Consider the following 14,737-nt stretch of genomic DNA (forward strand, 5'->3'; position numbering starts at 1 on the left):
CCGGAGCTTAGTAAGCCGGCAATGGGTCGTTTTTGCTTTGTTAGATTCCGTTTACGGGTTAGTGGTTATTGCCGGATGCGTTGCCTTTTTTGTCGGAAGTTTTTGTCGTTGTATTTTTGGTTGCGTGACCTTGCTGCTTCGCCATGATCGGTTCCCCCTTTTCACTGTAATGGTTGTATTTTGTGATTAGAGGGGAGGTGTCTATTCGCGATTAGGTAAAAAGAGGTGGTTATTACAAGTAAAAAGATAGTTAATTCGAACGATAGTAATTTCAACAAATGACATAATATGACCAAATTCATCTAATTTATTTTTATAAAATGTATTATTTATTATTTATACTTATAAATAAATACAGAAAAAAGTATTTAAATACGGTTTTAATTATTAAATATATAAAATTTAACATAAACTTCCCCCAAAAGTGTTGAAAAATATCCCTATTCAACTACGTGATTCATCCCCCAAAATAATCAGTGTAGCCTATTTAGAAAGCGCATACATTTCCAATTCTTTCCGGGAGGTGATTTGCTTTTCGCAGCTTTGATTTTGTAAGAGGAAGCAGCTAAAAAACGATAGAAAAGGAATATTTTTTGAATTTGAGAGGAGAGATTGATGAATGAAGAAGAAGAAGATGAAAGCTCCCACGCTTGTGATGCTGATGGCCATGCTCCTATCTGTGGTTGGTTTATTTGTACCTGCTGCGTCGACTCATGCTGCTGCAGCGCAGGGAGCGGCGAATAATTCGTATAAAATAATCGGGTATTATCCGTCATGGGGCGCTTATGGGCGCGGTTATAATGTGACGGATATCGATGCATCTAAACTTACTCATATCAATTATGCATTTGCGGATATTTGTTGGAATGGTTCTCACGGAAATCCTGATCCAACTGGCCCTAACAGTGCGACTTGGGCTTGCCAAAATGAAGCTGGAGCCATTAATGTTCCGAACGGGACTATTGTGCTTGGTGATCCTTGGATTGATGCTCAAAAGGCTTTTGCAGGAGATTCATGGGATAAGCCGCTAAAAGGCAATATTGGCCAGCTTATTAAGCTGAAGCAAGCGAATCCGCATCTAAGAACGATGATTTCGATCGGCGGCTGGACATGGTCGAATCGGTTCTCGGATGTTGCAGCTAGCTCCGCGACACGTTCCGTTTTCGCTAAGTCCGCTGTCGACTTTATTCGCCATTATCAATTCGACGGCGTTGATCTTGATTGGGAGTATCCGGTAAGCGGAGGTTTGGCTGGCAATAGCGCAAGACCTGAAGATAAACATAACTATACGCTGCTCCTGCAGGAGGTACGCAAGGAACTGGATACGGCTGAAATCGTAGACGGCAAGACGTATGAGCTTACGATCGCTTCGGGTGCATCACCTTCATACGCGAACAATACGGAGCTGGCACAAATTGCAGCCACAGTTGATTGGATCAACATCATGACTTATGATTTCAACGGAGGTTGGAGCACAAAAAGCGCGCATAATGCACCTTTATATACAGATTCCGCAGCTGTGCAAGCTGGCATACCAAACGCTGACACTTTTAATGTTGCAAAAGGTGTGCAAGGTCATCTTGATGCGGGCGTCCCAGCAAATAAGCTCGTGCTAGGTGTTCCGTTCTACGGACGCGGCTGGAGCGGCTGCGCAGCTGGACCTAACGGTGACGGCCAATATCAAGCTTGTGCAAGCACGCCACCTGCAGGAACATGGGAGGCTGGCGTATTCGACTACGGTGATTTGGCTGCGCAATATATTAACAAAAACGGATTTGTTCGTTATTGGAACGATGTTGCGAAGGTGCCTTATTTATACAATGCTGCTTCCAAAGTTTTTATCAGCTATGATGACTATGAATCGTTTGGCTACAAAATCGACTATTTGAAAACAAAAGGATTAGCGGGCGGCATGTTCTGGGAGCTTTCCTCGGATTGCCGAGTAAGCGGCAACTATAGCTGCAGCGGCAATAAGCTGTTGGATAAGCTTGCAGGTGATTTAAATAACGGAGGAACGCCTGGCGGAGGAAATCCAACTGATCCTGCGGACACGACAGCTCCTTCCACTCCTGCTAATTTTACTTCGAATGCAAAAACAGCTTCTAGTGTTACCCTGAGCTGGTCGGCATCTACAGACAATAAAGGCGTGACCGGTTATCAGGTTTATAACGGAACGGCACTCGCAACAACAGTTGCAGGTACAACCGCAACAATTAGCGAATTGAACGCTGAAACGACATATTCGTTTACTATTAAAGCAAAGGATGCGGCAGGCAATTTGTCGGCAGCAAGTGCGGCATTGTCGGTAACGACAGAAGCAGCACCTTCTGGTACCTGCCCTGCTGTAGAGTGGGCGGCAGCTACCGCTTATAGCGGTGGTCAACAAGTGAAATATAACGGAACTGTATACGAGGCAAAATGGTGGACGCAAGGCGATCGTCCTGATCAATCTGGCGCATGGGGCGTTTGGAAAGTAATCGGACCTTGCGGCAGTGGCGGAGGCGGGACGACCTCGCCTGAGCCAGTGGATACGACAGCTCCAAGCGCGCCTGCTGGATTAACAGTGACGGGACAAACGTCCTCGACCGTATCGTTAAGCTGGAGCGCATCTTTAGATAATACCGATGTGACGGGATATGAAGTGTTTAATGGATCGACAATAATCGCACAATCTATTACAGCATCTGTTGTAATAAGCGGCTTAACGGCAGGAACGACATATAACTTCACTGTAAAAGCAAAAGACGCAGCCGGCAACCGCTCGGCAGCGAGCTCACAAGTATCAGTGACACTGGCTGCAAGCAGCGGAGGCGGTAACGGCACTGGCGCAGCAGCTTGGAGCGCAGGCGTTTCCTATAATACCGGAGATTTGGTTAGCTACAACGGCGTGACTTATAAATGCTTGCAGCCCCATAAAGCGATAGTTGGCTGGGAGCCAGCTAATGTGCTGTCACTATGGCAAGCACAAGCTTAGTCGATTAGAAGCTGGGTAACGAAAGAGAAGCTAGTGCTATCTCGTATTCGTTACAGTAAATAGGTGAGTCTCGAATGAAGGATATAAACGCTTCCAAAACCACATTGACAGTGGGGTTGGAGGCGTTTTTTGTTAGGATGATTGATGTTTGAGTCGGGGGAGGAGGCGCGTATGAGCCAAGGGGAAGTAAACCTATTAGCATGCAATTGCAACACTTGCAAATATTTGCCGGATAAAATCCGTTTAACCGCTATGTCTACCATTTTCAAGTCGGGTCGGCAAGTCTAATCATGCGAACAAAGGACATAAACAATGAATACGGTTACTTGATTGCTCCATATGGAAGGATAGCGGCTATTTTGAAGGAGAGAGCACTTTCTTGAGTCGAGGGTATAGGATAGCCATGTGATAAACTATATAAAAAAGAAAGCGTTTTTCAGTTGAGAAGCAACGGGGGAAGCTGCAAATGCGGACGGGGTCAAGATTTTGGAGTAAATTGAATCTAATGAAAAGTACGCCGCTTGCACCAGAGAGCAGACTTAGCAAGGAAGCAATAACGGCTTTAATCATTCATTGCTGCTTTCAGTTTGGCGCATCAATGTCAGGGTTGTTTCTCAATTTATATTTGTGGCGGTTGACGCAGGATTTAACAGTAAACGGAATGTACAACATCATTGTTTTTGTGGTGACACCACCTGCTTTTGCACTGGGTGGCTGGATTGCTAAACGACGTGATCGTATGGTGACTTATCGGCTTGGTATCGTAATGATTGCCATTTTCTATTTAATGGTCGTCATCGCACAAGAACATGTGGCTCAGTATTACATATGGTTTGCCATTTTTAATGGGGTCGCCGCGGGTCTTTATTGGACTGGTTATTTAGTTATTCAATATGATGTTTCAACGGAAGCGAACCGAATACGTTTTCTAGCGATTAATATGATTGTATTTAATGCATCTGGGTTAGCGGGACCAGCACTTGCGGGGTTCATTATTCAGCGAAGTGATGGGCTGCAGGGCTACGTTTTTATTTTTATGCTTGCATTTATTATGTTCCTTATTGCTGCGATCGTCAGCTTCCGGATTCCTATGATCAAGTCACATCACAAAGCCTATTATTTAAAATTTATGGGGCTGGTCATGCACAAGAATCGTCGCTGGCTAAAGGCACTATACAGCTTCTTCGTTCTTGGACTTTTTCAGGGGATTATGCTCTTCCTGCCAAACATTATGCTTTATCAGACGGTTGGCCGTGAGGATTGGGTAGGTTATATGGGTGTTTTCTTCTCATCACTTACTGTCGCGACGGGATATGTCATTTCAAGAAAAGCACAGAAGGAGCAAGTGCGCAAATATGTGCTGCTTTCTACTACAGGGGTTGCTATCGGTTCCTCGCTGCTGCTCATTCAAGTTGAGTTTTGGTCGGTTGCCTTATTTATGATTTTGTTCTCAATATGCAATCCGCTTGCAGTCAATACACTTACTTCCTACTACTATCGCTTAATCGGGACATTGCCCCTTAAAGGCCAGCTGCGTGTAGAATCCGTTGTCATGCGGGAGCTTTTCTTAAATACGGGAAGAGTACTCTCCATTTGCTTGCTCATTATCCTTGCAAAAGACCTGCAATCCATATGGATGCCGATTGTGCTGTTTGCTATGGCGGTTTTGCAATACATATCGGTATGGCTTATAAAAGAGAAGCAAAGCTCAGAGCAAAATTAACGAAATGCGCTTAATCATTATCGTCTTGGAAGTTGAGCCTCGACCGTGGTATGACAAGGTTGAGGCTTTTTGCTGCGCATGCATGACATGACCTGAGAATATTTAAACAATCAAACTGAAAATATTATGGCGTAGGCCCGAAAGAATTTCGGGATCGGCAAAATGAGAAACTATAATTCTACTTGCTCAATGAAGTTTTGCAATAAGAGCTTAACGCCGAGTGGATCGCTCAGCATCGGTAAATGTCCTGTTGCAAGACTTTGTACCGAATGCGGTTTGAAATGAAGGATCATTTTATTTTGCAAGGAAGGACTGAGCTCCTTATCCTTCGTCAGCTTCACATATAACTTAAGCACTGCTGGAGCAGCAGCTTCGATCCGATCGGTATATACGCGTATCGACTCGGGTACAAATCCTTCTACTATTCGGGAGGACTGCTCTGGCGATAGATCATTGCATAACCCTGCTAGGATGGCAGATTTAGGGGGCTTTGTCCCCGTTTTTTGAAGTATCATGGACATCAGGAGTCTTTTTGGGAAAGGGAGAGTGGATAAGAATGAACCGCCGTTCTTCGGGATGATGGCTCCAATAGCGACAAAGCCGACTACCCGCCCTTGCAGCTCGGAAGCAAGTTTAAACGCAAGTGCTCCGCCTAATGAATGTGCTACAATAACAAACCTCTGAATAGCCCACCCTTCGATCTGACTTTTCATATGATTCACATAATCCGCCAAAGAAAGCTCCTTCCTCAAGGCATCACTACCCTTCCTATGAGGAAAATCAATTAGCAGATAAGGATGCCGGAGGTCGGATACTAATTGGTGCCAAATCGTTTTTTCCAAACCTGCTCCGTTAATAAATACGAAACCGATCTTCTCTTGCGCGTTTACTTGTTTGTTCATCTACAATTACCTCCACAAATCATGAATTAGATTAAGATTACAAAATAATCGTATCATTCAAACAAGACAAATATTGTCTTATTTATGTGATAATATAAAATAAAAATGCTGTGAGAGAGGGTTATCCTTGCAAAAGTCTCAACGACTTATAAAGCTCATCATGATGATCAATGCTAGAAAGTCTTTTACTGTGCAAGAATTAGCCGATGAATTTGAGTTATCAAGTCGGACGATTACACGCGATTTGCAGGAATTGAGTGAGCTCGGAGTTCCCATTTATTCTGTTCAAGGCAGGGGAGGCGGGTATAGGCTGCTGCAAGAGAGATTGCTCCCGCCAATCAGCTTCACTGAAGGTGAAGCGGTTGCTATGTTTTTTGCATGCCAGTCCTTGGATTATTTCAGTTCCTTGCCATTTGGCGATGGCGCCAACTCTGCGCTCCATAAGTTCTATCATTACTTGCCGATGGATGTGAAGGAACGGATAGACCGTTTGAAAAACAAGGTCGCTATTTACAGCCCGTACCGACTAATGTCACCAAGCATTCTTCAAACACTGTTGCAGGCGATTATGTCAGGCAGCATCGTTACGATAGAATACCGCTCAAGCGGCGGCGTGCTGCAACGAGATATACAGCCAATTGGACTTTATGCAAGTTCGGGTTATTGGTATTGTCCTGCTTATTGTTTTTTGCGAGAGGAAATCAGGCAGTTTAGAGCTGATCGAATGCTCTCGGCTTCACGCAATGAAACGATGGAGGCGAGAGAGGACATTGAACAACAGACTTTGCTGAATGTGCCTAACAAAGATCATCTTGAACAGACAGTGCTGCTGCTGGAATTGAAGGAAAAAGGGATATGGCTGCTTGAAAGCGATGCTCGGTTCGCTCCTTTTTTACAACGACATGCTGAGGGCGGGGGCAGTGCATCCGTTCCGCTTGCGATGGAGGACTTGCAGCTCTATGTGGAGTTGATATGGCCGCTCGGGGATGATGTAACAATAGTAGGACCATATGAGGCTGTCACGTATATTAAACAGAAGATCAGAAATATGAGTCAACTGTATGATCTATAGAAAAATATTTATTAAGAAAAACCTTATAAAATCTTAACGGTTACATTAAGTATGCTTTGGGCGTCTTCCTTATACTAAGTATGTTGCAAGATATCGTACAGGTATCAAGGCAGAAGGAGATGTCACTAAGCTATGACAACAAGAAATCCAGTTATTGATATAAGACAAATATCCAAAATATACGGCAGCAATAAGGTGAATCAGGTTTATGCTCTGAATAATATCTCGTTCACGATGCAAGAAGGGGAGTTCATCGGCATTATGGGAGCCTCCGGTTCGGGCAAAACGACGCTCTTGAACGTAATCTCGACGTTGGATAATCCAACGGAGGGGACAATTTCAATCGCCGGCACGGATATTACGCGAATGAAAGCCCGCGAACTTTCGGATTTCCGGGCGCAGCGGCTAGGGTTTATTTTCCAAGACTTTAATCTGCTCGACAATCTGACGGTGTATGAGAATATCGCACTTCCTTTGTCCTTGCAGGACGTACCTGCTGGTGAGATAAGAATCAAAGTCCGTCAAGTTATGGATAATCTCGGTATTACAGCGCTTGAAGGGCAATATCCAGCGATGATCTCAGGAGGACAGCGGCAGCGTACAGCCGCGGCTCGCGCTATTGTTCATGAACCTGCTTTGCTGCTAGGTGATGAGCCGACAGGCTCGCTTGATTTGAAAAATGCAGTCAGTCTGCTGGAGACGATGAAGCGACTGAATGAGGAACAGCGAATATCGATTCTCATGGTGACTCATGACGCATTCAGTGCAAGCTATTGCGGACGAATCCTATTCATACAAGATGGTCAGCTTGTGAAAGAGCTGTACCGCACGGGCAGCCGTGAAACCTTTTATAAGCAAATATTGGACGTACTCGGCGACTATGGCTCGGCGGCGGCCGCTGCTGCATCCGATGATGTTTACGAATCGGAAAGGCAGTGAGGTGACGACATGCTTATGAAATTAGCTTTATCCGGCATGAAGAGCAAATTCAAGGATTATATTGTGCTGCTTGCCGGACTGGTCATGTCGATAGCGATCTTTTATATGTTCCAGACGATGGCGTGGAACCGCGACTTTACTGAGGCGAATGCGGTTATCAACTCGATAGGACTCGTCTATATATTGGGCTCGGTACTGCTCTCGGCAATCACTTTTTTCTACATTATTTATGCCAACAGCTTTTTGCTGTCGCTGCGTCAGCGAGAGTTTGGACTCTATCTAGTTTTAGGCGCACGCAAAAGTAAAATACGTACTTTAATGTTTATTGAGACGATTGCTCTCGGCATTATTTCACTAGCAGTTGGGCTTGCGCTCGGGTTTGGCTTATCCAGGCTAGTCGGACATCTAATGGCTAAGCAGCTTCAGACGAGTCTGGTAGGTTACCATGCCGTTTTTGGACCAGCCATTTTATTTACAATCATCTTCTTTACTTGTCTATTTGGATTATCTGCGATATGGAATCAGCTGAAGCTGTCCCGCATGAAGGTATTGCATCTCGTGCATGGCAATATGCAAGCAGATCGGTTATGGGGAGGCAGCCCATGGAAAATTGTACTTAGCATCGTCGGAATGATCGCTTTGGGACTCGGTTACTTCTCCCTTACGTTTATGGAACAGCTAAGGGAGATCGGATTGTATACAGCTACATTCATGACACCGCTCGGGACTTACCTCCTGTTTATGATGCTGCTCCCGCCTCTTGTGGTTAGGATGAAAAAGAGAAATCAAACGCGAGGAATCCGCGCTTTCACATTCGGCCAGCTGAGCTTCCGAATTAATGGTTTAACGAAGCTGCTGGCTACGGTAGCGATGTTGATTGCACTCGGAGCAGGCGCAATTGCCGGAGGTATGGCGTTTGTGAACGATGCGCAAATAAGGGGAGAGAGCTACCGCGTTTATGACGCGATCGTGCATAACCCGAATGCGGAGGAAACCAAGATACTCGGTTCTATTCCGTTTAAGGAGCAGTTCAAGTATCGCTACAAGATAGAGAACGAGCTGATTTATTATGCGAAAGAGGACCTCGATAGTCAGCGGCCTTTCGTTCATTCCCAGCAGGGCCGGGAATATTGGGATGAATTAGAACAAATCAAGGGACCTCTTCCCACCGATTCGGTTGGCGCTGAAGATGAGGCGGATATCGATGAGATGTCTAGCCAACAATGGCGAAATTTCCTCTGGGAGATTTCACCGCCCATGAAATACGATTACAAGCTAGTCGACGCTGGCGAGTTTGCAAAGCTTGGGGCTAATGAACAGGTCGTCGTGATCGGAAGAACAGGCGATTTCCTCGCTCATCGTATGTCATGGAAAGAGCTTGACCAGTTGGAAGCAGAGAAGTCGAAGGGTGAGTATCTGTCATGGAGCAAGTACAAAAACTATGAGAATGCCATAGGCATCGCTAGCGGCACTGTCTTTATGGGCTTCTTCCTTGGCATCGCCTTTCTTGCTATGATGGCGAGCTGTTTAATGTTCAAAATATTATCAGGTGCAGCAAAGGACGTTCAGCGTTATGAGATGCTCAGCAAGCTTGGCGTAAGGAGAGAGAGACTGTCACGATCAATCTATCATGAGCTGTTCCTCGTATTTTTATTTCCTGGCATCGTTGGGCTCACGCATGTTCTAGTCGGTATGAATCTCTTTTCATTTATATTAAGTGAGCCTTATTATCGCTTATGGATTCCCATTGCATTGTTCGCGGCTATCTATGCTGCTTACTATTTATTGACAGTCCGATTGTACCAGAACATCGTGCTGTCTAAGCGGGACAAGGCTGCGCATTCAAAATAACAAAATAAAGAGCCCTCGGAATGAATGACCCGTGGGGCTCTTTGTGTTGCTCTAATACTACAAATATTTTCCTGTTTTATCTCAATTTTATGTATAATAGCGCTTAATACTACTATTGATTATGGGAGGATCACATGAGAGAAATAGATTATAGTCAATATTTTTGGCAGGATGAGGAGATTAGATTACGAGCCATTCAGGCTGCTGATTGGGAAGGACATTACTTCAACCGTTTCGATACTCCAGCTCGGAGACTTTTGGAGTGTACGGTAGAGTTGCCGCCTACGATTGCCGAGGCCAAAAATTTCGCTGAAACGTATGCTGATTTCTCTACGGATAACAGGCGTATCATGTTTGCGATTGAAAATAGAAACGCTGAAAATGTCGGAGGCCTTAATCTGAATAGCATCGATGAGAAAAACGGCACGTTTAGTATTGGCATACAAATTGATAGAGATCACCGAGGCAAGGGATATGGGACAAGAGCGATGAGAATTCTTTTAAAGTATGCTTTTATGGAGAGACGGCTTAATAAATTCAATGACTACGTGCTTGAAGGCAACGTAGGCTCAACTAATATGATGATAAAACTTGGCTGCCAGCAAGAGGGTGTGCGCCGGAAAGTCATTTATACCAATGGAGAATATAAAGATTTAATTTTATTTGGATTAACGAAGGATGAATTTATAGCTCAGCAAGAAAAGGTTCGTTGCGAACAGGAGGATAATAAAATATGAATATTCGGTTGTTTGAGAGTAATGATCAACAAGATGTAATTAATATATTTATGGAGCATCCACTGCAATTCCCGAACTTCGTTATTGAAAGATATCCGCCTCGGTGGGAGGACTTTGCAAAAGCTCCAGCGGGTAAAAGCCAATATTATGTAGCCTATACCGATGACAATCAAATTATGGGGCATGCAGGATACCTATTTAATGATGAAGTAGGTCTTTATGAAATCGTAGGCGTAGTCGTGAAAAAGGACTTTCAACGAGCAGGTGTCGGTAAAGCTTTGATTTCTACGATTTGCAGCGAAATGAACGAGTTGAATGAGCATAAAATCATTCTTTATACGTTGGGTCATGAAGGTAATGAAGATACGCTAACCTTTTATCGTCGAATTGGCTTTGAAGTAAGCAATCATGAAAAGGATTATTTTAGAAGTGGTTATGATAGAGTGACGTTTATTAAACAATTGGGCTAGTAGATTCGTTGAGTATAAAAGAGTGGGTGATTGCATTCATGCATAACGGTGTTAAAGGCTTGATAAGCGTTATGGAAACGGATCGACCAGAAAATCATGGTTTGTCATCGAAGTCGTTGCTTGCGTTTTTTGCTCAAATCAATCAACTAAACTTAAATTTGAACAGCTTTATATTGATGCAAAACGGCAAAGCTACTTCCGAGTTTTACCGTGATCCCTATCGTCAGGGCAATCCGCAGCTGTTATTCTCACTCAGCAAAAGTTTTACATCAATCGCAATAGGCATTGCTTGTGACGAGGGACTTCTGGATGTAAGCAACAAAGTCATATCATTTTTTCCTGACAAATTGCCTCATACGATTTCGGACAACTTAGCTGAAATGACGATTCACCATCTTCTATCGATGAATGCCGGTCATCATGACAATATTTACGGAAGCGTAGCGGAGAAAACGGACTGGGTTAAAGCTTATTTAGCAATGGAAGTGGAGCATAAGCCAGGAACCTACTACCGTTACAGTACGCATTCTACCTATATGTTATCGGCTATCCTTGAGAGAGTAACTGGGCAAAAGTTAATCGATTATTTAATGCCTCATTTGTTTGTACCGCTTGGCATTTCAAGCCCTTCTTGGGAAACCTGTCCGCTTGGTATCGTTGCTGGGGGAATGGGACTGAGTATACCTACTGAAGGGATAGCGAAATTTGGACAAATGCTGCTAAACAAAGGTGTATTTAACGGCCATCGAATCGTTTCTGATCAATACATTTTACTTGCCACTAGCGAGCAAAGCGATACATCACGAGACGAAGAGCGGATTGATTTTTCCCAAGGGTATGGCTATCAATTTTTTATGTGTCGTGACGGCTGCTTCATGGGAAATGGCGGGTATGGACAGTTATGTTTTGTGTCGCCCAAACATCAGGTTGTCATTGCAGCAACATCCAGCTTTTCTTCCATGAAGCAGCTTCAAACGTTGCTAGATTTAGTTTATGATCATATCCTCCTGCCACTAGACACGGATATCCTCTTTGACCACGTTGAACAAAAAGCAGAATTAGATCAGCATCTCTCGAATATGACATTCCCGTACACTACACCAAGAAGCGAGCCTAACCATACGATTTGCTTAAATGATCTTCATTTTTCATTTATGGATAATACACAAATGCTCACTCAGCTGCATTTTACATCAAGTGGGAGCGAATTTCAGTTTAAGCTTATTTTTGACGATCAGAGTGTGAAGACGTATCCGTTTAACTTCAACAGCTTAATCCATTCAACAGATCATTTTACGAAGGATTTGGCAACACATGATCAGGAAGTGGTCACACAAGCTTGTTGGATAGATAGTTACCAACTATCTCTTACATTGATCTACATAGAAACCCCGTATGTGGTAATTTATTTCGTTCGCTTTTATGATAATAAAATAGAACTTAAATATACGAATAACATGTCATTTGGCTTTGATGAGTACGAATTAATTGGTGTGCAGGTTTAGATTAGTGAATAGCAGAGCAATGCGCTTAAGCGGAAATTCAGAGGCATGAGCAGGGACATGTGAAGATGCATAATCATCTTGACTTAAAAAAACATTTTGAGTATAATTCCAATAAATTGAATATTCTAACAAAAGCTATGATGAGAAAGAGTACCACGGCGATGTCTTTTTACAGAGAGCCCCAGTTGCTGAAAAGGGGTAAAGAATAACCTTGGGAATATGGTCTCTGAGCTGCGCATCGAAACCTCATATGGTTGTAGGCTGCGCCGGAACCCGCACCCGTTACTGTGCTAGGGTATACATGCATATGCATCGTACCTGAAGAGGTTAATGTCGCAAGGCATTAATAAAATTGGGTGGTACCGCGTGAGCACAGCTCTCGTCCCTTTGGGATTGAGGGCTTTTTTGTTTGTCAAAAAAAGGAGGAGTTATGATGACAAATGTGTTTATTGGCGGTGCATGGCCCTATGCGAACGGTTCATTGCATTTGGGAAGATTGGCAAGTTTATTACCTGGAGATGTGCTGGCACGCTATTACCGCGCAAAAGGAAATAAGGTGTTGTACGTATCTGGAAGTGACTGCCACGGTACACCTGTTGCGGTGCAGGCTATTCAAGAGGGTGTTTCTCCGGGGGATATTGCGGATCGATATCATCAGGAGTTTGCCGAATGTTTTAAACAACTTGGATTTACGTATGATTTGTATACAAGAACGGATCAGCCGTTTCATCATCAAGTCGTTCAAGATTTATTTTTGTCACTTCTGGAAAAAGGACATTTATATAAAAAAACAATCCAACAGACTTATTGTGAAACAGACCAACGATTTTTGCCTGATCGATATGTAGAAGGGATTTGTCCTGTTTGCAGCAACCGTGCGCGAGGCGACCAATGTGATTTTTGTTCAACACTACTTGACCCAGCAGACCTATCAGACAAGACATGCAAGCTTTGTGGGAATCCTCCAATTGAGCGCCCAACGGAACATTATTATATTGCACTCTCTTCCTTCCAAGCGGAACTTACTGAATATGCCGAAAAAGCTCAAGGTTGGAAAGAAAATGCAGTACAATTAACGCGAAGATATTTAGCCGAAGGGCTTCAAGATCGTGCGGTGACAAGGGACTTAGATTGGGGCGTGGAGGTTCCGGTTGCAGGGTTTGAGGATAAAAAAATTTACGTTTGGATCGAAGCAGTCAGCGGGTATTTATCTGCAAGCAAGCAGTGGGCTGCTGAGACAGGCGGAAGCTGGGAGTCCTTCTGGAAGGATGGAAATGAGGAAATAACCGCTTATTATGTCCATGGCAAAGACAATATCCCTTTTCATACACTAATTTGGCCGGCTGTACTTTTAGGCGTCGAAGATCTTCATTTACCTGATCGAATGATCTCTTGTGAATACATGACGCTGGAAGGGAAAAAGTTTTCCACAAGCAATAACTGGGCGGTTTGGGTGCCGGACATTTTGAAGCGCTATGAGCCAGACTCTATTCGTTATTTTCTGATCGCAAACGGACCAGAGAAAAGGGATACTGACTTTTCTTGGCGAGAATTCATTCACAGTCACAATGGAGAATTGCTTGGTGCATTTGGCAATCTAGTAAATCGTACATTAGCGTTTGTAAATAAATCTTTTGAAGGAAACGTTCCAGAACGTGAGCACAGTGAGGAATGGATGAGAGCCATTGATTCTTTGTATGGAGAGTCAGGTGCCCTCATTGAAGAAGGACGACTCAAGGAAGCGATTGAGCTAATTTTTGTTTATATTCGCAGAGCAAACAAATATTTTGATGAACAAAAGCCATGGGTACAGATCAAAGAAAATCGAGAGGCTTGTGCTTATACTATAAATACTTGTGTGCAAATTATAGCGAATCTTTCTCAATTGTTGAACCCGTTCATTCCTTTCTCATGTGAGAAAACAAGAAAGTTTCTATCGCTTCCTGAGCCTAGCTGGGGGCTCATTACTGTAGCTGCTAACCAAAAAATTCAAAGTTTAGAGCTATTGTTTGAGCGTATTGACGTTGGTCGCATTGAAGAAGAAACGAATGCATTGAAGCATGTGGCTGATAAATGAACAGGTTTTTTGATACAATAGTTAGAATAAATAATAAATTTTGGGAGTTGGTATAAAGATGGAACATAGCCGGGCGAATTTGGTTCATTTGAAAGGACCATCATTGGTTTTTCTAGTAGCCGATTTACAAGATTCCGTACATTTCTATGAGGAAATAGGATTTACTCCAGAAAATATCGGTGGACACATGCATATGAACTATGGAGATGTCACTTTTATCTTGCACGAAGCTAGATTAAAAAGTGACATTCGGCCCAGCTCATCAGTAGAAGGCGGGCTTTATTTTGACGCCTTCTGCTATACGAATCCAGAGGGATTAAGACAATTACATGAGTTGTTTATCTCAAAAGATGTGAAAATCGTGCAAGGACCGCATTGGTCAGATGGATGGAGTGAGCTCACCATTGTCGACAATAACGGTTATCGCATTGCATTCGGTGGGTGAAGATGAACAGGAAGCGATGAGAAATGGCATGGACAGAACTTG

Annotated in this window: 11 protein-coding genes and 1 other annotated feature; of the genes, 10 read left to right on the top strand and 1 reads right to left on the bottom strand. The window is 43.6% G+C overall.

The window, feature by feature from the left end; translation table 11 throughout:
- The first annotated feature begins 619 nt into the window (after positions 1–619).
- Complete coding sequence (locus AC787_RS22935) at positions 620–2,974, top strand: glycosyl hydrolase family 18 protein (protein ID WP_054027303.1); 2,355 nt, start codon at positions 620–622, stop codon at positions 2,972–2,974.
- Between the two features lie 466 nt (positions 2,975–3,440).
- Positions 3,441–4,697, top strand: coding sequence for an MFS transporter (locus tag AC787_RS22940; protein WP_082361065.1), 1,257 nt, complete (start codon positions 3,441–3,443; stop codon positions 4,695–4,697).
- 170 nt (positions 4,698–4,867) lie between these two features.
- Here AC787_RS22940 and AC787_RS22945 read toward each other — a convergent pair whose 3' ends face one another.
- Complete coding sequence (locus AC787_RS22945; RefSeq protein WP_054027305.1) at positions 4,868–5,599, bottom strand: alpha/beta fold hydrolase; 732 nt, start codon at positions 5,597–5,599, stop codon at positions 4,868–4,870.
- Positions 5,600–5,726: 127 nt separating this feature from the next.
- Here AC787_RS22945 and AC787_RS22950 point away from each other — a divergent pair, with 127 nt between their 5' ends.
- The 8 genes from AC787_RS22950 (at position 5,727) to AC787_RS22985 (ending at position 14,695) form a co-directional block, all read left to right on the top strand.
- On the top strand, positions 5,727–6,671 hold the full coding sequence (locus AC787_RS22950) for a helix-turn-helix transcriptional regulator (RefSeq protein WP_054027306.1): 945 nt from the start codon (positions 5,727–5,729) through the stop codon (positions 6,669–6,671).
- Positions 6,672–6,803: 132 nt separating this feature from the next.
- Complete coding sequence (locus tag AC787_RS22955; protein WP_054027307.1) at positions 6,804–7,610, top strand: ABC transporter ATP-binding protein; 807 nt, start codon at positions 6,804–6,806, stop codon at positions 7,608–7,610.
- 9 nt (positions 7,611–7,619) lie between these two features.
- A complete protein-coding gene (locus AC787_RS22960) occupies positions 7,620–9,461 on the top strand; it encodes an ABC transporter permease (protein WP_054027308.1) in 1,842 nt (613 codons plus the stop codon).
- 134 nt (positions 9,462–9,595) lie between these two features.
- The gene (locus AC787_RS22965; RefSeq protein WP_054027309.1) at positions 9,596–10,198 is read left to right on the top strand and encodes a GNAT family N-acetyltransferase; all 603 of its coding nucleotides are present in this window, start codon (positions 9,596–9,598) and stop codon (positions 10,196–10,198) included.
- On the top strand, positions 10,195–10,668 hold the full coding sequence (locus tag AC787_RS22970) for a GNAT family N-acetyltransferase (protein ID WP_054027310.1): 474 nt from the start codon (positions 10,195–10,197) through the stop codon (positions 10,666–10,668). The genes AC787_RS22965 and AC787_RS22970 overlap by 4 nt, the downstream gene beginning before the upstream one ends.
- A gap of 38 nt (positions 10,669–10,706) precedes the next feature.
- The gene (locus AC787_RS22975) at positions 10,707–12,173 is read left to right on the top strand and encodes a serine hydrolase domain-containing protein (protein WP_082361067.1); all 1,467 of its coding nucleotides are present in this window, start codon (positions 10,707–10,709) and stop codon (positions 12,171–12,173) included.
- A gap of 128 nt (positions 12,174–12,301) precedes the next feature.
- Positions 12,302–12,563, top strand: a binding site (T-box leader).
- A gap of 43 nt (positions 12,564–12,606) precedes the next feature.
- A complete protein-coding gene (gene metG, locus AC787_RS22980) occupies positions 12,607–14,250 on the top strand; it encodes a methionine--tRNA ligase (RefSeq protein ID WP_054027311.1) in 1,644 nt (547 codons plus the stop codon).
- A 58-nt stretch (positions 14,251–14,308) separates the two neighbouring features.
- Positions 14,309–14,695, top strand: coding sequence for a glyoxalase/bleomycin resistance/dioxygenase family protein (locus tag AC787_RS22985; RefSeq protein WP_054027312.1), 387 nt, complete (start codon positions 14,309–14,311; stop codon positions 14,693–14,695).
- Positions 14,696–14,737: the final 42 nt, after the last annotated feature.

This window comes from Bacillus sp. FJAT-28004, assembly GCF_001280845.1.
In the GTDB taxonomy this organism is placed as follows: Bacteria; Bacillota; Bacilli; order Paenibacillales; family Paenibacillaceae; genus Pristimantibacillus.